This is a genomic window from Mycobacterium sp. NPDC003449 (assembly GCF_053588415.1).
Map to the genome: position 1 here is coordinate 18121 of NZ_JBSFPX010000047.1, position 21386 is coordinate 39506.

At 68.2% G+C, this 21386-nt stretch carries 21 protein-coding genes; 15 read left to right on the top strand and 6 right to left on the bottom strand.

From position 1 onward, the window contains the following. The first annotated feature begins 96 nt into the window (after window positions 1-96). The 9 genes from ACWDTP_RS14690 to ACWDTP_RS14730 are packed head-to-tail and all read left to right on the top strand — an operon-like array spanning window position 97 to window position 10133. The gene (locus ACWDTP_RS14690) at window positions 97-1431 is read left to right on the top strand and encodes a D-tagatose-bisphosphate aldolase, class II, non-catalytic subunit (protein WP_450020842.1); all 1335 of its coding nucleotides are present in this window, start codon (window positions 97-99) and stop codon (window positions 1429-1431) included. Continuing rightward, entirely contained in the window at window positions 1428-2576 is a 1149-nt protein-coding gene (locus ACWDTP_RS14695) for an SIS domain-containing protein (RefSeq protein ID WP_450020844.1), read from the top strand. The genes ACWDTP_RS14690 and ACWDTP_RS14695 overlap by 4 nt, the downstream gene beginning before the upstream one ends. A gap of 5 nt (window positions 2577-2581) precedes the next feature. Continuing rightward, window positions 2582-3583 carry an N-acetylglucosamine kinase gene (locus ACWDTP_RS14700; RefSeq protein WP_450020846.1) on the top strand — a complete coding sequence of 334 codons (1002 nt, stop codon included), beginning with the start codon at window positions 2582-2584 and terminating at the stop codon, window positions 3581-3583. A 21-nt stretch (window positions 3584-3604) separates the two neighbouring features. Further along, entirely contained in the window at window positions 3605-4576 is a 972-nt protein-coding gene (locus ACWDTP_RS14705; RefSeq protein WP_450020848.1) for a DMT family transporter, read from the top strand. Next, the gene (melA, locus tag ACWDTP_RS14710; protein WP_450020850.1) at window positions 4573-5895 is read left to right on the top strand and encodes an alpha-galactosidase; all 1323 of its coding nucleotides are present in this window, start codon (window positions 4573-4575) and stop codon (window positions 5893-5895) included. Before ACWDTP_RS14705 ends, melA begins: the two co-directional genes overlap by 4 nt. A gap of 23 nt (window positions 5896-5918) precedes the next feature. Further along, entirely contained in the window at window positions 5919-7199 is a 1281-nt protein-coding gene (locus tag ACWDTP_RS14715; protein WP_450020852.1) for an ABC transporter substrate-binding protein, read from the top strand. A 4-nt stretch (window positions 7200-7203) separates the two neighbouring features. Beyond that, window positions 7204-8091 (top strand): carbohydrate ABC transporter permease, encoded by an 888-nt coding sequence (locus ACWDTP_RS14720; protein ID WP_450020854.1) that lies wholly within the window; start codon window positions 7204-7206, stop codon window positions 8089-8091. After that, entirely contained in the window at window positions 8088-8999 is a 912-nt protein-coding gene (locus ACWDTP_RS14725; protein ID WP_450020856.1) for a carbohydrate ABC transporter permease, read from the top strand. Before ACWDTP_RS14720 ends, ACWDTP_RS14725 begins: the two co-directional genes overlap by 4 nt. Window positions 9000-9002: 3 nt before the next feature. Then, window positions 9003-10133, top strand: coding sequence for an ABC transporter ATP-binding protein (locus ACWDTP_RS14730; RefSeq protein ID WP_450020858.1), 1131 nt, complete (start codon window positions 9003-9005; stop codon window positions 10131-10133). Here the strand turns inward: ACWDTP_RS14730 and ACWDTP_RS14735 are convergent. The 5 genes from ACWDTP_RS14735 to ACWDTP_RS14755 form a co-directional block, all read right to left on the bottom strand. Next, entirely contained in the window at window positions 10124-11338 is a 1215-nt protein-coding gene (locus ACWDTP_RS14735) for an acyl-CoA dehydrogenase family protein (RefSeq protein WP_450020859.1), read from the bottom strand. The genes ACWDTP_RS14730 and ACWDTP_RS14735 overlap by 10 nt on opposite strands. 80 nt (window positions 11339-11418) lie before the next feature. After that, window positions 11419-13092, bottom strand: a complete 1674-nt coding sequence (locus ACWDTP_RS14740) for an ABC transporter family substrate-binding protein (protein WP_450020881.1) — start codon at window positions 13090-13092, stop codon at window positions 11419-11421. 19 nt (window positions 13093-13111) lie between these two features. Beyond that, window positions 13112-14950, bottom strand: a complete 1839-nt coding sequence (locus ACWDTP_RS14745; protein WP_450020861.1) for a dipeptide ABC transporter ATP-binding protein — start codon at window positions 14948-14950, stop codon at window positions 13112-13114. Further along, window positions 14947-15873, bottom strand: a complete 927-nt coding sequence (locus ACWDTP_RS14750) for an ABC transporter permease (protein WP_450020863.1) — start codon at window positions 15871-15873, stop codon at window positions 14947-14949. Before ACWDTP_RS14750 ends, ACWDTP_RS14745 begins: the two co-directional genes overlap by 4 nt. Next, window positions 15870-16847 carry an ABC transporter permease gene (locus ACWDTP_RS14755; RefSeq protein ID WP_450020865.1) on the bottom strand — a complete coding sequence of 326 codons (978 nt, stop codon included), beginning with the start codon at window positions 16845-16847 and terminating at the stop codon, window positions 15870-15872. Before ACWDTP_RS14755 ends, ACWDTP_RS14750 begins: the two co-directional genes overlap by 4 nt. Window positions 16848-17050: 203 nt before the next feature. Here ACWDTP_RS14755 and ACWDTP_RS14760 point away from each other — a divergent pair, with 203 nt between their 5' ends. The 3 genes from ACWDTP_RS14760 (at window position 17051) to ACWDTP_RS14770 (ending at window position 18071) form a co-directional block, all read left to right on the top strand. Then, complete coding sequence (locus tag ACWDTP_RS14760) at window positions 17051-17311, top strand: hypothetical protein (RefSeq protein WP_450020867.1); 261 nt, start codon at window positions 17051-17053, stop codon at window positions 17309-17311. 86 nt (window positions 17312-17397) lie between these two features. Next, window positions 17398-17652, top strand: a complete 255-nt coding sequence (locus ACWDTP_RS14765; RefSeq protein WP_450020869.1) for a hypothetical protein — start codon at window positions 17398-17400, stop codon at window positions 17650-17652. 173 nt (window positions 17653-17825) lie between these two features. Further along, complete coding sequence (locus tag ACWDTP_RS14770) at window positions 17826-18071, top strand: hypothetical protein (protein WP_450020871.1); 246 nt, start codon at window positions 17826-17828, stop codon at window positions 18069-18071. Here ACWDTP_RS14770 and ACWDTP_RS14775 read toward each other — a convergent pair. Beyond that, complete coding sequence (locus tag ACWDTP_RS14775; RefSeq protein WP_450020873.1) at window positions 18059-18466, bottom strand: hypothetical protein; 408 nt, start codon at window positions 18464-18466, stop codon at window positions 18059-18061. The genes ACWDTP_RS14770 and ACWDTP_RS14775 overlap by 13 nt on opposite strands. Before the next feature lie 179 nt (window positions 18467-18645). On the opposite strand from ACWDTP_RS14775, the gene ACWDTP_RS14780 reads away from it, so the two are divergent. From ACWDTP_RS14780 to ACWDTP_RS14790, 3 genes are all read left to right on the top strand, one after another. Beyond that, the gene (locus ACWDTP_RS14780) at window positions 18646-19350 is read left to right on the top strand and encodes a response regulator transcription factor (RefSeq protein ID WP_450020883.1); all 705 of its coding nucleotides are present in this window, start codon (window positions 18646-18648) and stop codon (window positions 19348-19350) included. Beyond that, the gene (locus ACWDTP_RS14785; RefSeq protein WP_450020875.1) at window positions 19328-20974 is read left to right on the top strand and encodes a sensor histidine kinase; all 1647 of its coding nucleotides are present in this window, start codon (window positions 19328-19330) and stop codon (window positions 20972-20974) included. Before ACWDTP_RS14780 ends, ACWDTP_RS14785 begins: the two co-directional genes overlap by 23 nt. A 22-nt stretch (window positions 20975-20996) precedes the next feature. Then, the coding region (locus tag ACWDTP_RS14790; RefSeq protein ID WP_450020877.1) for a glycosyltransferase family 39 protein at window positions 20997-21386 on the top strand (390 nt) is incomplete at its 3' end.

Sequence of the window (21386 nt, forward strand, 5' to 3'; positions counted from 1 at the left end):
CGGCTGCTCCTGGTTCGTTGGTAGCGACGATCAGTTTTACTGATCGTTTCGCGGAAGGGGATTGCGCGCTTTGAGCGAGCTTCTCATGATCTACGCATGTCCGATACGACCTCCCCCTGTGTCTCGCGCTCGGTCGGCCCGATCTCCGAGACCATCCGGCTGCACAAGGCTGGCGTGCCGGTGGGGGTCTACTCGGTGTGCTCGGCGCATCCGATGGTGCTGGCCGCGGCCATGGTGCAGGCCGCGGCCGATGACGGCTTCGTGCTCATCGAGGCCACCTCCAACCAGGTCGACCAGTACGGCGGCTACACCGGCCTGCGGCCCGCCGGGTTCCGCGACCTGGTGCTGGGCATCGCCGACGAGAACGGCCTGGCCCGCGACCGGGTCGTGCTGGGTGGCGATCACCTGGGGCCCAACCGCTGGCAGGGCCAACCCGCGGAGTCCGCGATGGCCGAAGCCGAGGTGCTGATCGCCGCCTACGTCGAGGCCGGGTACCGCAAGATCCACCTCGACTGCAGCATGTCCTGCGCCGACGACCCGGCGGTGCTCTCCGACGAGGTGGTCGCGAGCCGCACCGCGCGGCTGCTGCGGGTCGCCGAAGACACCACGCGCCGAACGGGTCTCGACGGCCCGGTGTACGTGATCGGCACCGAGGTGCCGGTGCCCGGGGGAGCCCACGAAACGCTGAGTCAGCTCACCCCGACCCCGGCCGCGCGGGCCCGCCGGACCATCGAGGCGCACCGGGCCGCGCTCGCCGCGGCCGATCTGGCGCACGTGTGGCCGCGGGTCATCGCCCTGGTGGTCCAGCCCGGCGTCGAGTTCGACCATCTCAACGTCATCGACTATCGGCGTGAGGCGACCGTCGAATTGCGTCAAGTCCTCGACACCGAGGACAACCTGGTCTTCGAGGCCCATTCCACCGACTATCAGCGACCGGCCCAGCTGCGCGAGCTGGTGGAGGACCATTGGGCCATCCTCAAAGTCGGGCCCGGACTCACCTTCGCCATGCGCGAGGCGCTCTTCGCGCTGAGCCTCGTGGAGGCCGAGCTGGTCGCGCCGCAGGCCCGATCCGGGCTCCCCGACGTCGTCGAGCGCAGGATGCTGGCTGAGCCCGGATACTGGCAGAGCTACTACGAGGGTGACCCGGCCACCCAGCGCACGGCCCGCCGCTACAGCTACAGCGACCGGCTGCGCTACTACTGGGCCGACGACGAGGTCGAGGCCGCCCGGCGCACCCTGTTGGCCAACCTCGACCGCACCGGCATCCCGATGCCGCTGATCAGCCAGTTCCTACCCGCGCAGTACGAGCGGGTCCGGGCCGGTGACGTGAAACCCGACGCGTATTCGCTGGTGATCGACCGAATACGCGACGCCCTACGGCCATACGCCGGCGCCTGCCGTGCCGCACAGACCACTGGAGGTGCCAATTGACCAGTTCCCGCATACCCGCTCAAAAGGACGGCGGCGCGACGATTCTCGAGATCGGCCAGCAGCCGGACGCCTGGCGTGAGGTCGCCGGCCGCCCCGATGACGGCATCGCCGAATTCCTGCGTGCCCTCACCGAACGTCCGGACCTGCGGGTCATCCTCACCGGCGCGGGCAGCTCGGCGTTCGCCGGCGAAATCGCGGCGCCGGCACTGCGACGCCACCTGAACCGCCGGGTCGACGCGATAGCGACGACCGATATCGTCGCCGGCCCGCTGGACCACCTTGAGCCGGACACCCCGACGCTGATGGTGTCCTTCGGCCGGTCGGGCAACAGCCCGGAGAGCCTGGCAACCACGGCACTGGCCGATGAGCTCGTCACCGACGTCTGGCATCTGATCTACACCTGCGACCGCGACGGCCGGCTGGGCCGTGCCCACGACGGCAGGCCGAACTCGCGGGTCGTCTACATGCCGGAGCGCACCAACGACACCGGATTCGCGATGACGTCCAGCCTCACCTCGATGCTGCTGTCGTGCCTGCTGATGCTGGGCCCGCTGCGGTCTGCGGACGTGGCGGAGCTGGCGCGTGCCGCCGAGTACGTCGTGGGCCTGCAGCCCGACGTCCGGACCCTGGCCCGGGCCAAGCGACAACGATTCGTCTACCTCGGCAGTGGGCCGCTGGCCGGGCTGGCGCGGGAATCGGCGCTCAAACTGCTCGAGCTCACCGCCGGTGAGGTCACGACCTATTTCGACTCCCCGCTGGGGTTTCGGCACGGGCCCAAGTCGGTGCTCGACGGTGACACCCTGGTCGTGGTGTACGTCTCGACCGATCCCTACACCCGCCGCTACGACTTCGACATCATCGCCGAGCTGCGCGCCCAGCTCGGTCCGGACGCCGTGACGGTGATCAGCCCCGAGCCGATCCCGGCCGCGTTGGGGGCGGCGGTGGTGCTGCCCGGTCTCGACGGTCTCGACGACGCCGCGACCGCCCTGCCCTACCTGGTGTTCGCGCAGTACCTGGCATTGTTCACCTCGCTGGAATACGCCAAGACACCGGATAATCCGTTCCCGTCCGGTGAGGTCAGCCGCATCGTCAAGGGTGTCACCATCTACCCGATGAGCGCCACCGACCCGTCGATGGCGCGGTGACCGGCATGGCCTGTTATCTGGGTGTCGACGGCGGCGGTTCGAAGACCGCGTTCGCCCTCATCGACGACGGGGGCCACATCCTGGCCCGCGCGACGGCACCCACCTCGTACTACTTCAACAGTTCCGCGCAACCGGATTTGCCCGACCGCGACGGCTTCGACATCGTGGAACGCGTTCTGGCCCAGGGTGTTACCGATATCTGTCGGCAGGCAGGCATCGAAACGTCCGGTATCGAGGCGGCCTTCTTCGGCATCCCCGGCTACGGCGAGGCCAGCGCCGACATCGAACGCCTCGACGCCGTGCCCGCGCGGGTACTCGGCCACGGCCGTTACCGCTGCGGCAACGATATGGTGTGCGGCTGGGCCGGGTCGCTGGCCGGTGAGGACGGCATCAACGTCATCAGCGGCACCGGTTCGATGACCTACGGCGAGCGCCGCGGCGTCGGGCACCGGGTCGGCGGCTGGGGTGAACTGTTCGGCGACGAGGGCTCGGCGTACTGGGTTGCCGCGCAGGGACTCAACGCGTTCAGCCGGATGAGCGACGGCAGGCTCGCCCGCGGTCCGCTGCACCCGCTGCTCAGGCAGCGCCTGGGCCTCGGTGCCGACCTCGACGTCGTCAGCCTGGTGATCGACCGCTGGTCGGGCAACCGCAGTTCCATCGCCGCACTGTCGACCACGGTCTGCGAGGCGGCGCGCGCCGGTGACGACGCGGCGATGCGGATCCTGTCGACCGCGGTGGCCGAACTCGTCGGGCTGATCGAAACCACTCGGACGCTGATCGGATTCACCGAACACGAAACGGTGCCGGTGTCATATTCCGGCGGAATGTTCTCCGACGAGGGCTTTCTGCGGATGTTCACCGAAGCGCTGCAGCAGCAGGCGGCCAAGTACGACCTGCAACCTCCGCTGCTCGACCCGGCGCTGGGCGCGGCCCTCTACGCCGCCAAACACAGCGGCCATCCGCTGAGCCCGGGCTCGTTGCACCAACTCACCACCACCCCACGCTGATCCGAACGAACTGAGCACACCATGACCGACGCAACCGCCTCCGCACCGACCGCCCCGAAGGCCCATCCGCGCAGCTGGATCTTCTACGCCACCCTGCTGATCCTGTTCTGGGGGGTGTGGGGGGCGTTCTCCGCACTGCCCGCCAACTGGTACGGCTACCCCGACGAGATGATCTACAGCATCTGGGCGCTGACCATGATCATTCCCGCGGCGTTCGCCCTGCGGGGCCAACGTTTCGACCGTCGGCCGCGGGCCGCGGTCTACGGCCTGCTGATCGGTCTGACCGGGGCGGGCGGACAGCTGCTGCTGTTCCAGGCGCTCACCATGGGGCCCGCCTATCTCATCTTCCCGATCGTGTCCATCTCGCCGGCCATCACCGTCGTGATGGCGATGATCCTGCTGCGCGAGCGGGTCGGCGCACTGGCCGCGGTCGGCCTTGTCGCGGCACTGGCCGCCATCGTGCTGTTCAGCATCACCGGCGGTGAATCCGACGGCTCGTCGGGTCCCTGGCTGCCGCTGGCGATCCTGATCTGCGTGGCCTGGGGCGTGCAGGCTTACTTCATGCGCAAGACCGCGACGATCGGTGTCAACGAGGCCACCACCTTCGGCTGGATGGCGATCAGCGCGATCATCCTGATCCCGGTCGCGGTGATCTCGATGGGCGGCATACCCACCGGATTCCCCTGGCAGGCACCGGTCCTGACCGCGGGGACCCAGCTGCTCAACGCGGTCGGCGCGCTGTTCCTGGTGATGGCGCTGAGCCGGGGCAAGGCCACCATCGTCGCGCCCACCACCAATGCGCTGGCGCCGGCGCTCACCATCGTCGTCTCGCTCGTCGCGTATCAAACCCTGCCCACCCCGTACGGGGCCGTCGGCATCGTGCTGGCCCTGGTGGGCTCCACCCTGATGGTCTACAGCGACGAGAAACGCGGTGAGGCACCGACGGCGGCCGCATCCGCACCCGTGACCGCACAACCGAGGAGCCGGACGTGAAACCAACAGTCGTCATCATCGGAGCGGGCAGCGTCGAGTTCACCCGCGAACTGCTCGGCGACATCCTCTCGTTCGCCGAGCTGGGGTCGATCCGGATTGTGCTGCACGACATCGACGTCCAACGTCTGGAGACCGCCGAGGCCATCGCCCGTGCTACCGCGCGGGCGGCCGGGGCAGCGCCGGATGTGGTCGCCACCACCGACCGGCGTCGTGCGCTCGACGGCGCCGACTACGTCATCAACGTCATCCAGGTCGGCATGCACGAGGCCACGGTGCGCGACTTCGAGATCCCGGCGCGCTACGGGCTGAACCAGACCATCGGCGACACCATCGGTATCGGCGGAATCTTCCGCGGGCTGAGGACTTTTCCCGTCCTGGCCGGCATCGCCCGCGATATGGAACAGGTGTGCCCGGACGCCTGGCTGCTCAACTACACCAACCCGATGGCGATGAACGTCACCTTCCTGCACCGGGTCGCCCCGCGGCTGAAGGTGCTCGGGCTGTGCCATTCGGTGTACTGGACCATGGTGGGGCTGTGTGAACTCATCGACGTGCCCTACGACGAGGTGTCCTACTGGTCGGCGGGTGTCAACCACCAGGCCTGGGTGCTGCGCTGGGAGCGCGACGGCCAGGACCTGTACCCGCGGCTGGATGAGGTCATCGCCGCCGACCCGGAACTGCGGCGCCGGGTGCGGGTCGACATGTACCGGCGTCTCGGGTACTACCCGACCGAGACCAGCGAGCACTCCAGCGAGTACGTTCCCTGGTATCTGCGCCATCCCGACGAGGTCGGCCGGCTGCGGGTCAACATCGGCGAGTACGTCTCGATCAGCGCGGCCAACCTGGCCGAATACGACCGGGTGCGAAACGAATTGGCCGACGCCGCGACATCGGACAAGACGCTGCCGATCGACACCGGGTCCACCGAATACGCACCGCAGGTGATCCACTCGCTGGAGACCGGGACGACGCGGGTGATCTCCGCCAACGTCGCCAACCAGGGGTTGATCACCAACCTTCCGGACGGTGTGGCGGTCGAGGTCCCCACCACGCTCGACGCGCTGGGGGCACACCCGATGCGGGTGGGGGATCTGCCCCCGCAGTGCGCCGCGCTGAACCGGAACTTCCTCGGGCCCGTCGACGTGGCGGTGCGGGCCGCCGTCGACGGGGACCCGCGACTGGTCCGGGCGGCGGCCATGGTCGATCCCAACACCGCGGCCACCCTGACCGTGGACCAGATCTGGGAACTGTGCGACGAGTTGACGACCGCGCACGGCGACCTGCTGCCCGAACCGCTGCGCCAGAAGCCGACGCTGTGAGAACCGACAAAGGAGTGTTCACGATGATTCGACGCCGGCTGTGCATCGCCATGATCGCCGCCCTGCTCGGGGTGCTCACCGCGTGCGGTGGCGGCGGCTCGTCGTCATCGGGCCCGGTCGAGATCGCGGTCTGGCACGGCTATCAGGACACCGAGGGGGAGGCCTTCAAAAGCCTGATCGCCCAGTACAACAAGGAACATCCCGACGTCAAGGTCAACGAGCTGTACTCCAGCAACGACCTGGTGTTGCAGAAGGTGCTGACCGCGGTGCGCGGCGGCAGCGCCCCCGACGTCGCCTACATGTTCGGGTCGTGGTCGCCCAATATCGCCAAGATCCCGCAGGTCGTCGACATGTCGGAGGTGGTCTCCGAACCCGACTGGAACTGGGACGATTTCTATCCGGCCGAACGCGAGGCCGCGACGGTCGGGGACAAGGTCGTGGGTGTGCCCGCGCTGGTGGACAACCTCGCCATCGTCTACAACAAGAAGCTGTTCGCCGACGCCGGCGTCGCACCTCCGACGGCGAGCTGGACCTGGGACGATTTCCGCTCGGCCGCCGCCAAACTGACCGATCCGTCGAAGGGGCAGTACGGCTGGCTCATCCCGGCCGACGGCAGCGAGGACACGGTGTGGCACTACGTCCCGATGCTGTGGGAGGCCGGCGGTGACATCCTGTCCGCCGACAACGAACACGCCGCGTTCAACTCCGACGCCGGGGTCAAAGCCCTGACCGTGCTGCAAAAGATGGCGGTCGACGACAAATCGCTCTATCTCGACACGACCAACGAGAACGGCCCCAAGCTGATGAACAGCGGCAAGGTGGCCATGTTGGTCACCGGCCCGTGGGATCTGAGCCAGGTGTCCGATATCGACTACGGAGTGCAGGTGATGCCCAGCTTCGCCGGCTCGGCCGGCGCCCACCAGACGATTTCGGGCCCGGACAACTGGGTCGTGTTCAACAACGGCGACCAGCGCAAACAGGCCGCGACCGACTTCGTCAAATGGCTGACCGCGCCCGAGCAGGTCAGGACGTTCTCGTTGGCGACCGGCGATCTTCCCACCCGGCTCTCGGTCGGCCAGGACCAGGCGTTCCGTGACCAGCTCGACGAAAAGCTGCCCGGAAGTGCGGTATTCGTGGAGAATCTGGCCAACGTGAAGAAGGTGCGGCCCGCGGTCGAGCAGTATCCGGCGATCTCGGAAGCCCTGGGGCAGTCGATCGTATCGGTCATGCTCGGTAAGGAACAGCCCGCCGCCGCACTGGATTCCGCGGCGCAGGCCACCGACGCGGCCCTGGCCGGGAAATAGTCCGGTGGTTACGCTGCGGTCCGGTCGCTCGGAGAGCGTGGCGGGCTGGGCGCTGGTCAGTCCGGCCGCCGTGCTGATCGGTGTGTTCGGCCTGCTGCCGGTGCTGATGTCGCTGATGCTCTCGTTCCAGCATTCGGATCTGCTCACGCCGGAGACTCCGTGGGTCGGTCTGGACAATTACCGCAAGCTGGCGCAGGACCCGGTCTTCGTCGACGCGATCAAGCACACCATCATCTACACCGCGCTGTTCGTGCCAGGCACGATGCTGGTGGGCCTGTTCGTGGCCGCGGCGCTGCACCGGTCGGTGCGGTTCATCTCGGTGTACCGCACCGCGGCCTACATCACCATGGCGGTCTCGACCATCTCCCAGGGCATCATCTTCCTGTGGCTGACCGACCGGGACTACGGCCTGGTCAACGCGGCGCTCGGGGCCGTCGGCGCACCGTCGCAACCGTTCCTGGCCTCGCCGTCACAGGCCCTCTACGTGATCGTCGCGATGACGATCTGGGGCTGGACCGGGTTCTCGGTCATCGTGTATCTCGCCGCCCTGCAAGGTGTTCCGGCCGAGCTGCACGAGGCCGCGGCGATCGACGGGGCGAGCGCGTTCACCCGGTTCCGCACCATCACGGTGCCGCTGCTCGGCCCGGCGAATCTGTTCCTCATCGTCTGGCTGACGATCAACGCCCTGCAACTGTTCGACGAGGTGTACGCCACCACCCGGGGTGGGCCGCTGCGGTCCACCACCGTCATCGTGTACTACCTGTGGGACCGGGCGTTCGTACAGTTCGACGCCGGATACGCCGCGGCGATGGCCTACGCGCTGTTCGTCGTCATCCTGATCATCACCGCGGTCCAGTTCCGCATCGCCCGTAAGCATGTGCACACCTCATGACCACCACCGAAGTCCGCAACTCCCAAGCGCCCGCGACAGCGGCGCCATCGGACCCACCGAGGCGGAAGACGTTCAGGCTTCCGTTCTCCCCATGGCATCTGGTGCTCATCCCGCTGACCTTCCTGCTGACCGTCCCGCTGCTGTGGATGCTGATCACCTCGCTGGAGACCGAAGGTGAGGCCAACCGGTTCCCGCCGGTGCTGCTGCCCGAACGTCCGCGGTTCGAGAACTACAGCGAGGCATGGGCCGCGGCACCGTTCGGGCACTTCTTCCTCAACAGCGTCCTGGTGACCACGGTGGTGCTGATCAGCAACCTCATCGTCTGCAGCCTCGCCGGCTATGCGTTCGCCCGGATCCGGTTTCTGGGTCGCGGGGCCCTGTTCGTGACGTTGATGGCCACCCTGATGGTGCCGTTCCAGGTGACGATGATCCCGGTGTTCCTGATCGTCAAATGGTTCGGCGACAATGTGTGGGCCGGTCTGGGGATCGACCACATCGGGGCCCTGATGCTGCCCAACCTGGCCACCGCGTTCGGAATCTTCTTCCTGCGCCAGTTCTTTCAGACCGTCCCGGTGGAGCTCGAGGAGGCGGCCCGGGTGGACGGCACGTCGCGGCTCGGCGTGCTGTTCAAGATCGTGCTGCCGCTGTCGCTGCCGGCGTTGTCGACGCTCGCGGCGTTGACGGTGCTCACCTCGTGGAACGACTTCCTGTGGCCGCTGATCGTGATCACCTCGGAGGACCAGATGACGATTCCGTTGGGGCTCAGCTACTTCCAGGGCGCGCACCGGGTGAAGTGGCCGCTGTTGATGGCGGCGAATGTGATGAGCCTGTTGCCGATGCTGTTGGTGTTCGTCGGGGCGCAGCGGTATTTCGTGCAATCGGTGGCAAGTACCGGACTGAAGGGCTGAACGTTGGCAGAAGTAGAGTTCCGTGACGTCACGCGTCGGTACCCCGGAGGAGTGCTGGCACTCAAAGGCCTCAACCTCACGGTGTCCGACGGGGAGTTCCTGATCCTGGTCGGGCCGTCGGGCTGTGGAAAGAGCACGGCCCTGCGCATGCTGGCCGGCCTCGACAAGCCCACGTCGGGGGAGATCCGGATCGGCGGCACCGTGGTCAACGACCTGGCCCCTGGTCAGCGCGATATCGCGATGGTGTTCCAGAACTACGCGCTGTATCCGCATATGTCGGTGTACCGCAACCTGGCCTACGGCCTGCGGCAGCGGCGGACCCCGCGGTCCGAGATCGAACGGCGGGTCCGCGAAACCGCCGAACTGCTGCAGATCACCGAACTGCTGGACCGCAAACCCGGCCAGCTGTCCGGCGGACAGCGGCAGCGGGTCGCGATGGGGCGTGCGCTGGTCCGCGAACCGCAGGCGTTCCTGCTCGACGAACCGTTGTCGAATCTGGATGCCAAGCTGCGCAACCAGGTTCGCGGCGACCTCAAGCGCCTGCACCGCGAAGTCCCGGTCACGTCGATCTACGTGACCCACGATCAGGTGGAGGCGATGACGCTCGGGGACCGGCTGTGCGTGATGTCCGAGGGCGAGGTGCAGCAGATCGGGACCACCGACGACATCTACAACCGCCCGGCGAACACGTTCGTCGCGGCCTTCATGGGCAGCCCGCCGATGAACCTGATACCCGCCGTCGTCCGGTCGGGGAGCCTGCACATCGGCGGTGCCGAGGTGGGCCAGGCGGACGCCGAGGACGGTGCGGTCACCGTCGGCGCGCGCCCGGAACATCTTCGGCTGCACGACCGGTGCGGGCCCGATATGGTGCCCGCCCGCGTCGACTTCGTCGAACCTCTGGGCAGCCACGTGCTGGTGACCGCGCTGGTCGACGCCGACGCCGACACCGAGGCCGAGCCGACCCGGGTGATCGTGCAGGCGCCCGCCGACACCGAGTTGGACTCCGGTGCGCGGATCGGGCTCGTCATGCCGCCGGACCGGACCTACTTCTTCGACGCCGACACCGGTGCGGCGATTCCCGCCCCTGCCGCAACGCCCACCGTCGCGGCGGGTGCACACTTCGCTCAGAAATAGGCGTTAGCCGGTAACGGCGTGCCGTGCAACAGGTTCTGCCCGATCACCCGGGCCTTGTACGCGACCGGATTGTGCAGGGTGATGGTGCGGATATTGCGCCAGTGCCGGTCCAGGTTGCGCCGCCGGCTCGCCGCGCTGGCCCCGCCGAGTTCGAGCAGCCGGGTGGCGGCCTCCGGCGCGACATCGTCGAGATGAATCTTGACCTTGGCCACCCGCAGTTGAGCCTCCTCGGCGAGCCGCGCATCCGGCACCCCGGAAGCGGCCGCGGAATCGGTTGCGGCGCCGATCGCCTCGGCCGCGTCGAGCACGGCCGCCCGCGCCACCGAGGCGGTGCTGGCCAGCACGCCGAGCTGGCGCTGCAGCAGCGGATCGTCGGTCGGCCGCTCGGCCAGGGCGTGGCTGAAGCTGCGCTCCCTGGATCGCAGCAGCGCGACCCCGTCGTCCACCACATTGGCCAGGATGCCTGCGACCACGGCGTGGATGTACAGCTGCAGCGAGGCGTACTGCACGGTCGGCACCGGCGCGGCGTGATAAGGGGTATCCGACAGCACCTCGTCGGCCGCGACCGCCACATCGGTGAACACCGTGGTACCCGTGCCGGTGCGGCGTTGGCCGAACCCGTCCCAATCGTCGACCAGGCGCACCCCGTCGCGGTCGGCGGGCACCACGACCGTGGCCACCGAGTCGTGGTCGGTGGTGGCGGTCACCGTCAGATGATCGGAGAACAGTGTCCCGGTGCTGTAGAACTTCTCACCGGTGAGCCGGAAACCGTCGCCGTCGGCGGTCAGCCTGGTGTTGAATACCAGGCTCCCGACCGCCAACGCACCCTTCTCGCTGAACGCGTTGCCGAAGATCCGGCCCGCGGCGATCTCACCGAGCCAGCGCCCCGAGACCGGTTCGTCGGCCGTGCGCAGCCGTTCCTCGGTGAACCAGAAATGGGTCCGGAAGATGTGGGCCACGATCGGATCGGCGTGGGCCACGTCGATCACCGCCGAGAACAGTTGCGGCACGGTAAAACCGGCCCCGCCGGATGATTCGGGCAGCCGAAGCGCGCCGAATCCGGCCCGTTTGAGGGCGCTGACCTGGTCGAAGGGATTCTCGTCGTTGAGATCTCGGTCCTTGGCGTCCGCGGCGATCCGGGCCAGCAGATCCGCCCACTGCGGGGTGCCGGGCCGGATGCGTGTCGGGTTCTCGGCGATTGTCATGGCCAACGTTGTACCGGGCCGCCGGATCCTGGCACACCGCTTTCGATCAGCCGGAACCAAAGATCGGCGCCGGGGCGCCGCTACTTCATGAAACCGATCTTGGTGTAGTCGAGGTCGCCGATGCCTGCCGGTCCGTAGTTGGCCAGGTTGCTGCGCACGGCGACGTTGCCCGGGGTCTGCAGCAGCGGCAGGCTGAATCCCTCGGCCCAGATCAGCTTGTCGAGTTCATTGGCCAGGGTCCGGGCCTTCGCGGCGTCGAGTTCGTTGAAGGTCTGTTCGACCTTGGCGTCGATCTCGGGGCTGCTGATCTTGCCGAAGTTGCTTTCGGCGTTGGTGGTGTAGATCTGATTCATACAGCACAGCGAGAAGGCGTCACCGCCCCAGGCGAATTGGGCGAGGTCGAAATTGCCCGGAATGATCCAGTCGGTGAAGAAGCCGTTGCCGGGTTTGGCCTCGATCTTGAGCTCGACGCCGATCTGCGCCAACCCGTTCTGGGCGATCTGGGCGATCTGCTTGGTGCTCTGCGCGTCGTAGAGCACGTCGCGGATGACCAGGCGCTTGCCGTCCTTCTCCCGAAACTGACCGCCTTCCGGCAGTTTCCAGCCCAGCGCATCGAGTTCGGCCTTGGCCTTCTCCGGGTCGAACGCGACGATCCCGCTGTTGTCCTGATAGCCCTCCTGGCCGGCCACGAAGATGTGGTTGTTCAGCGGTACCGGATTGTCGGCCAGCCCGCGCTGGCTGATATTGGCGATGGCCTGGCGGTCGATCCCCTTGGCGATCGCCAGTCGCAGGTCCTTGTCGGCGAGGATGGACCCGGGTGCCCCGTTGAAGGTGAAGTGGTACCACTGCGGGCTGGGCGCCCGGCGGATGCTGACCCCCGGGGTGCTGCGCGCGATGGTCAGTTCGTCCAGTGAGGCCACCCCGGTGGCGTCCAGGGCGTTGTTCTGCAGGGCGGGAATCCTGGCCGCATCGTCGAGCACCGTATAGGTGATGCTGTCCAGCAGCGGCGGGGCGCCCCACCACTTCGGGTTGCGGGTCAAGGTGATTCGTTGTGCACCCCGGTCCAGGTTCGTCACCATGAACGGGCCCGCCGCCGGGCCGGGCCCGTTGAGCTGACCCTTGTTGAACACCTCGGGGTCGGCGGTCATGCTCTTGGGCTGCAGCGTCTGGTTACCGGCGAACAGGGTTTGCCATTCGGAGAAGTGTTCGGCGTAGGTCACCACCGCCTGCCGGTCGTCGACGCCCCGGGTGACCGATCCGATCCGGTCCGCGCCGTTGGTCGCGGCGATCAGGAAGGCTTTGTCCTTGCCGCTGGTGGCATGAATCTGGGAGGCGATGTCCTCCCAGGTGATCGGGGTTCCGTCGGACCACACCGCCTTGGGGTTGATGGTGTAGGTGACCACCTGAGGGTCGGTGCTGGTCAATTCGATGCTGGTGAAGAAGTCGGTGTTGACCGTCGTCGACCCGTCCGGCGCGACCCGGAAGGCCCTTGGCATGCTCAGCTTGGCCAGCGCGTTCACGTCGACCGTGTTGCCGTCGATATGCATGGCGTTGAAGTTCGGCGGGAACTCGGTCAGGGCCAACCGCAGGTTGCCCCCCTGTTTGAGGTTCGCCGGGTCCTGTGGGTTGATGTCGTTGGTCGCGCCGACCTCGGCGTCACCGCCCGCGGACGGGACCTCCTGGTTGCCGCTCGAGCAGCCGGCGAGGGTCAGGGCGGTGACGACGGCGGCCACAGCGAGGCGGCGCAGGTTCATCCCGTTCATCCCGCCGATGCTAGCGGCCGTTCGGTTCGGGTTGTGGCACCGCGGCCAGCAACCGCCGGGTGTAGTCGTGTTGCGGGTTGACGAACACGCTGTCCCCGGAGCCCTGTTCGACGATCTCCCCCTTGTACATGACCGCCACATCGTGGGCGAGATGTTTGACCACCGAAAGATCGTGGGAGACGAACAGGTACGACAGCCCGAACCGGTCCTGCAGATCGAGCAGCAGGTTGATGATGCCGGCCTGGATCGACACGTCGAGTGCCGACACCGGTTCGTCGAGGGCGATGATCTTGGGTTGCAGGGCCAGCGCGCGGGCGATCCCGATGCGCTGTTTCTGCCCGCCGGAGAACTCGGCGGGGTAGCGGGCGGCGTCGGCCCGCCGCAGCCCGACCACCTCGAGCAGCTCGGCGACCCGCTCGTCGATCCGGGATTTTCCGAAACCGTTGGCCGCCAAAGGTTCCGCGAGAACGTCGAAGACCGGCAGCCTCGGGTCCAATGAGGCGACCGGGTCCTGGAACACCACCTGCAGATCGGTGCGCAGGGCCCTTCGGGTCTTTCGGTCCAGCTGGGCGACGTCGGCGCCGAGCACTTCGATCGAGCCGGCCTGCGGTGCGGTCAGGTCCAGGATCTGGTGCAGGGTGGTGGACTTGCCCGAACCGGATTCGCCGACGATGCCGAGCGTGCGGCCCTGCCGCAGGTCGAAGCTGACCCGGTCGACGGCTTTGACCTCACCCATCTGACGGCGGAACACCACCCCCTTGGTCAGCTGGTAGGTCTTGACCAGGTCACGCACCCGCAGCACCACCGGCGGGTCGCCGTCCGGCGCGGTCGTGGCGGGCTCGGCGGCGACCCGGTAGATCTCGGCGGCGCTGCGGCCGCCCACCTCATCGGTACGGATGCAGGCGGCGTGGTGATCGGGGGCCAGCGCGGTGAGTTCGGGTTCGGCGGCCTCGCAGTCGTCGACCGCCAGCGGGCAGCGCGGGGCGAACGGGCAGGCCTGCGGGGTCGCGGTCAGTGACGGCGGCGCCCCGGGAATGGGCACCAGCCGGGTGCCCTGCGGGGCATCCAGCCGGGGCACCGAGCCGAGCAGGCCGACCGTGTAGGGCATCCGCGCCCCGCGGTACAGCTCGGTGACCGGCGCGGTCTCGACGGCCCGGCCCGCGTACATCACGACGGCCCGGTCGGCGAATTCGGCGACCACGCCAAGGTCGTGGGTGATGATCAGCACGCCCGCACCGGTGACATCGCGGGCGGTGCGCAGGACGTCGAGAATCTGCGCCTGCACCGTGACATCCAGCGCGGTGGTGGGCTCATCGCAGATCAGCAGGTCGGGATCGTTGGCGATGGCGATGGCGATCACCACCCGCTGGCGCTCGCCACCTGACAGCTCGTGCGGGAACGCGCGGGCCCGGCGGTCCGGCTGCGCGATGCCGACCAGATCGAGCAGCTCGACCGCGCGGGCTCGCGCGGCGCCCCGGCCGAGGGTGCGGTCGTGGACTTCGAGCGCCTCGGCGATCTGGTCGCCGACCGAGTACACCGGCGTCAGCGCCGACATCGGGTCCTGGAACACCGTCCCGACGGTGTTGCCCCGAATGCGTGACAGTTGCGCGTCGGAGTGCCCGATGAGTTGCTCACCGCGCAGCAGCACCGACCCCGATACCTCGGCGAATTCGGGTAGCAGTCCGACGACGGCCATGGCACTGGCCGACTTTCCGGCGCCGGATTCACCGACCAGTGCGACGACCTCACCTTCGTCGACGTGAAAGTCCAGGCCCCGCACGGCATGCACCTGATCGGTGTCGGTCGGGAAGTCCACCGTCAGGCCGGTCACTTCGAGCAGGCGGCTCATCGGCGTGACCTCCGGCGTCGTCGCAGCCGGCCGCTGCTCGGGTCGAGCGCATCGCGCAGGCCGTCGCCGACCAGGTTGGCGCACAGGATGATCAGGATCAGCACCCCGGCCGGGAACAGGAACACCCACGGGAAGGTTGTCGCCGACTTGGTGCCGTCGGCGATGAGCGTGCCCAGCGACACATCGGGTGGCTGGATACCGAAACCGAGGAAGCTCAACCCCGTTTCGGCCAGGATCGCCAGTCCGACGTTGAGCGCGGTGTCGATGATGAGCAGGGAAGCCACGTTCGGCACGATGTGGCGCACGATGATCCGCCAGTTGCTCACTCCCATATACCGTGCGGCGACGACGAATTCGCGTTCCCGCAGGCTCATGGTCATGCCACGCACGATGCGTGAGCTGATCATCCAGCTGAACGCCGACAACAGGATGATCAGCCAGAACACCCGGCTGGAATTGTTCAGCCGTGGTGTGACGATCGCGATCAGGATGAAGCTGGGCACCACCAACAGCACGTCGACGATCCACATCAGGGTCCGGTCCCGCCAGCCGCCGAAGTATCCGGCGATCGAGCCGACCGTGGCGGCGATGACGGTCGAGATGAACGCCACGCACACGCCGATCAGCATGGATTTCTGCATGCCGCGCAGGACCTGGGCCAGGATGTCCTGGCCGAGCGCGGTGGTGCCGAACCAGTGCTGGGGCGACGGGGGCTGCTGCAGCGCGTAGTAGTCGAGGTCGGTGTAGCTGTAGGGGAGCAGCGGTGGCAGCGCGTAGCAGCCGACGAACATCACGGCCAGCACCACCAGCGACACCACCGCGGGCCGGTTGCGCAGGAAACGGCGCAACACCAGGGTGCGCCTGGTGGCGAACTCCTCGGTGTGCAGGCCCGAACGGGCCGACGTGGCCGATGCTTCGCTCATGTCACCCGCACCCTGGGATCCAGCGCCGCGTAGATGACGTCGGACAGCAACCCGGCCAGCAGTACCACGGTGCCGGTGAACACCGTGATGGCCGCGATGATGTTGGTGTCCTGGGTGGCGATGCCCTGCACCACCCATTCGCCCATCCCGTGCCAGCCGAAGATCTTCTCGACGAACACCGCACCGGTGACCAGGCCGGCGACCCCATAGGCGAACAGGGTCGCCATCGGGATCAGCGCGGTGCGCAGACCGTGCTTGAACAGGGCCTGGCGCCGGGTCAGGCCCTTGGCCCGTGCGGTCCGGATGAAGTCCTGTCCGAGCACGTCGAGCATGGCGTTGCGCTGATAGCGGCTGTAGCCGGCGATCGCCGACAACGCCAGCGTGAACGTCGGCAACACCAGGTGCTGCAACCGGTCGACGAACTGGGGCCACCAGCCGCCCACCGCGTCCAGCGAGGTTTCGCCGGTGTACTCGAAAAGCTGCACGCCCAGCACCGAGTTCACGTTCAGCGCGGCCAGGATCAACAGGTTCGCGATGACGAACGTCGGCGTACTTATCACCAGCAGCGACAGCAGGGTGATCACCCGGTCCGAGAGCCGGTACTGGCGGATCGCCCCCCACGCGCCGACGACCACGCCGATCACGGTGCCGGCGATCGAACCGAGGACCAGCAACCGCAGGCTGACCCCGATCCGGCGCCACAACTCGTCGGACACCGGTTGTCCGGTCACGGTGGTACCGAAATCCCCGCGGACGGCGCTCGCGGCCCAGTCGGCGTACCGCAGCGGGATGGGCTTGTCGAGGCCGAGTTCGGCGGCCTTGGCGTCGATGGTGGCCTGCGGCGGCCGCGGACTGCGCTGCAGCAGGCTGTCGAGCGGTTCGAAGGTGTAGGAGGTCAGCGTGAACGTCAGGAAGGACGCCAGCGCCAGCAGTACGAGGTAGTTGAGCAACCGGCGCGCCAGGAACCGCGTCATGCGGTCGATCCCGCCGGGTGATGCATGGGAGACAGGGTAGATCAGGCCGAACGGGACGGCGGTCACGACGCTCGCGCGGGCATCGTGGCGTGTCCGGGCCCGGTTGGGCAATTGTCAGCCGGCCCCCAGCCGGGCCGGAGAAACCGCGCGTTCACTGGTTCTCAGCTGCAGTTATGGCATTCGGACCAGGGAGGTGCAGTGTGGTGAACACCAGCGAGAACAGGGCCAGGTCGGGTCGGGTGCGGGCGCTCGCGGCGGTGGCCGGCGGTGCCGCGGTGGTCGCGCTCGGGGTGTACGGCGCGGCCGACGGGCAGTCGGTGCAGACCAAGGCGGCTGGTTCGCATATGAATGTCGGTCAGACCAGCACCGAGACGACCCCGCCCAAGGCGCCGATCATCTCGATGGCGGTGCCGACGATCAAGGGTCCGGCACCGCTGCCGTCCGAGGAGAAGAACGCCGAGTAGACGTTTCCACACCGGCCGCTGCGGCTATCCCGTGTCCAGGGACAACGGCGAAAGCCGCAACGGAATGTGCCGGAGGTGAGACTTCCGTGTACCCGACAAAGAATCGACACGAATGGAAACTGGCGGCGGCCGGTATCGGGGCCGCGGCCGGGTTAGCCATGCTGGGCGTGGGGCTGGCCGGGGGCGGAGGTATGGCCTCGGCCGAGGACCCGACCGAACCGGCCCCCGTCACGACAGGTGAGACGGTTACCGAGACCACACCGCCGACCTCGCCGGAGACCTCGGTGGCGACCCCATCGGTCAGCGTGACCACGCCGTCCGGGTTTGCTACACCGCACTGATCCGGTCGTCGTGGGCCCGGCCAGCGGTAGACAGCGCTCGGGTGGGCTGCTTATGGTGGCCGCCGAGCGCTCGCCGGGGGGATGCCGTTTCGGTATGACTGCTCATCGTGAAACTGTTCGACGGGCCTCCCGCTGAACGGGGGGCCTGACCGGAGATGCATGAGGTGGTCAGAGTGACTGATGAACAACGCAAGAAGCGCAACCACAATTACAAGCTGGTCTTGGCCGGTGCCGGATCGGCGGCCGTGGTGTCGATGGGCGTGTTCGGCGCGCTGCTGAGTCAGGCGCCGTCCAGCGAGGCCGAGCCGGGCGGGTCAGTAGGCGAAACCGTCACGGATTCAACGGCTCCCACCGAGCTGGAGACCTCGGTGGCGAAGCCTGAGGTGACCGCCGAGGTGCCGGACGGCTACGGCAGCTGACCAGGCTCGTCGAACGTCGTGACCGTCGCCGTCGGGCCGGTGCGCGTCGCCCGGACCGACACCGCGTCGTTGACATCGGCCGGTGGCCGGATCCCGGACGGCAGCACATAGGTCTGGCGGTAGCCGTCGTCGCTGCGGACGGTGATCGACGTGGCCGACAGGTCGGTGATGGTGCCGGTCTGGGTGATCGTCGTGGTGTAGCCGCCGTGACCGTCGGCGACGACGGCCTCGGCGTGCACCGTTGCCGGATCGACCGAACCCATGCCGCCGCGCGGCGGGCCGCCCATGCGGTGGGGCATGTCCCCGCCGTCGGTGGCGGCGTACACCGTCGCGCCGCCCAGGCCGGCGATCGCCGCGGCGACGCCCACCGCGGCAAGGGTCTGTCGCATGCTCATGTGATCACCGTGCAGGCGCCCGCTGTGCGCCGGCTGTGCGGGCCGTCAGCGCCCGATTAGTCACACCCGATCGGGCGAGGTTTCACAGCCGGCGCATAGAAAGGGCACAGGCCGGGCCTATCGGTCCGGCGAATAATGAAGCCGTGAATGGCAGCGATATCGATTCCGGCCGCGCGGTGATGCGGCGTGCGGACGGCAACCCCATCCAGGTACTGGTGGTCGACGACGAGCCGGTCCTGGCCGAGTTGGTGTCGATGGCGCTGCGATACGAGGGCTGGAACATCGCGACGGCCGGCGACGGCGCGAGCGCGATCGCCTCGGCCAGGCAGAATCCGCCGGATGTGGTGGTCCTCGACGTCATGCTGCCCGATATGAGCGGCCTGGACGTGCTGCACAAACTGCGCCAGCAGATCCCCGGGCTCCCGCTGCTGCTGCTGACCGCCAAGGACTCGGTGGAGGACCGCATCGCGGGCCTGACCGCGGGCGGTGACGACTACGTCACCAAACCGTTCAGCCTCGAAGAGGTGGTGTTGCGGCTGCGGGCCCTGCTCCGCCGCACCGGCGTGACCAGCGAGGACGGTGGAGCCAAGATCGTCGTCGGCGACCTGGTGCTCGACGAGGACAGCCATGAGGTGACCCGCGGCGGGGACCCCATCACCCTGACCGCGACCGAATTCGAGCTGCTGCGGTTCATGATGCGCAACGCCAAACGGGTGCTGAGCAAGGCCCAGATCCTGGACCGGGTGTGGAGTTACGACTTCGGCGGCCGGTCCAACATCGTCGAACTCTATGTGTCCTATCTGCGCAAGAAGATCGACAGCGGCCGGGAACCGATGATCCACACGCTGCGCGGTGCGGGGTATGTCCTTCGACCCGCGCGCTGAGGCGCCGGCCGCGACCCGATGGTCGGCGCCCCGGACCTGGTCGCTGCGCGCGCGGCTGGTGGTCACCCAGGTCGCACTCCTGGCGGTGGTGTGCGCGACCATCGGGGTGGCGACCGAGTTCGCGCTGCAACGGTTCCTCATGCACCAACTCGACGAGCAGTTGGGCGAGGCCGGCCGGCGGTCGGCGGCGATCTTCGAGCTGCCGCCCCCGCCGATGATGCCGCCCCCGCCGGGCGGGCGGTTCCGGGCGCCGGTGATCATCGGGCCCGAGATGACGCCGCCGGGTGCGCCGCGGCCCGGGTCTCACCTGCGTGTGCTGTTCGACCCCGAACAGGGTCCTGGCCCCGGATTCCTCAATGCGCCGGGCCAGGCCGCCCGCACCGTGGGCGCGGTCATCGGGCCGGGTGACCGCATCGATGCCGGCGTGATCACCGCCGAAGGCGACCGCGCCGAGGTCACCGCAACCGCTGCCGGCCAGCTCGTGGCGATCCCGGCCGACCGCACCCCCCGGACGGTCGACCTGGACGGGCTGGGCCGTTACCGGGTGATCGGTTTGCACCCGCGTCACGGCGGGACACAGACCATCGTGACGGGGTTGCCGACCGCGGTCGTCGACGACACCCTGCTGTGGGTGCTCGGCATGTTCGGTGTGCTCTCGGCGATCGCGCTGATCGCCGCCACCACCGGTGGAATCCTGATCATCCGGCGTCAACTCGCCCCGCTGTCAAGGGTTTCCGCGGCCGCACGTGAGGTGGCCAACCTCGAACTGGACCGTGGCGAGGTGCGGCTGCCCACCCCGATCGTGCGGGTCGACCCGGCAGGCGCCCACACCGAGGTGGGGCAGTTGGGTACGTCGCTGAACCGGATGCTGGACCGGATCGCCAATGCGCTGTCGGTGCGGCACGCCAGCGAGACCCGGGTGCGCCAGTTCGTCGCCGACGCCAGCCATGAGCTGCGGACGCCGCTGGCCGCGATCCGCGGCTACACCGAACTCGCGCAACGCAAACGGGCGGACCTGCCCGGCGATGTCGCGCATGCGATGAACCGGGTGGAATCCGAAACGGCGCGGATGACCCAGCTGGTCGAGGACATGCTGCTGCTGGCCCGGCTGGATGCGGGGCGGCCGCTGGAACGGGGACCGGTCGACCTGTCCAGGCTGGTGGTGGACGCCGTCAGCGATGCCCACATCGCCGGCCGGGAGCACCGCTGGGCCCTTGACCTGCCCGACGATCCGGTGCTGGTCGAGGGCGACGAGGCCAGGCTGCACCAGGTGCTGGCCAACCTGCTGGCCAACGCCCGCACCCACACCCCGCCGGGCACATCGGTGACCGTATCGCTGAGCACGGGTGACCGTGGTGCGGTGCGGCTCACCGTCGCCGACGACGGACCCGGTATTCCGGCGTCGCTGCAACCCGAGGTGTTCGAGCGGTTCGCCCGTGGCGATTCGTCGCGTTCGCGGCGCGAGGGCAGCACCGGGTTGGGGCTGGCGATCGTCGAGGCCGTGCTGAAGGCGCACGACGGCACCATCGCCGTGCACAGCAGGCCGGGCGCCACCGAGTTCGTGGTCGTGCTGCCGGGGGAGACCTCACAGCCGACACACAGTTCGGCCCCATCGGGCACCTAGTCGCCGCCGCGACGATGAACGGGTGACGCTGGTTCTCCGTGCCGAAACGACCCGATCCCGGACAACATCCGCACCGGCGACGCGATTCTCCGAACGCTGGCACCGGGCCGGGTTCGGTGTGCTGCTGATCGGCACGGCGGCGTTGTATCTGTGGAACCTGTCGATCAGCGGGTGCGCGAATGCCTTCTACTCGGCGGCCGCGCAGGCCGGGGCCGCGGACTGGACGGCGATGCTGTTCGGATCCAGCGACGCCGCGAACGCCATCACCGTCGACAAGACCCCGGCCGCGCTGTGGCTCATCGACCTGTCGGTCCGGCTGTTCGGGCTCAACTCGTGGAGTGTCCTGGTGCCGCAGGCCCTGGCGGGGGTGGCCGCGGTCGCGGTGCTCTACGCCGCGGTGCGCCGGGCGGCA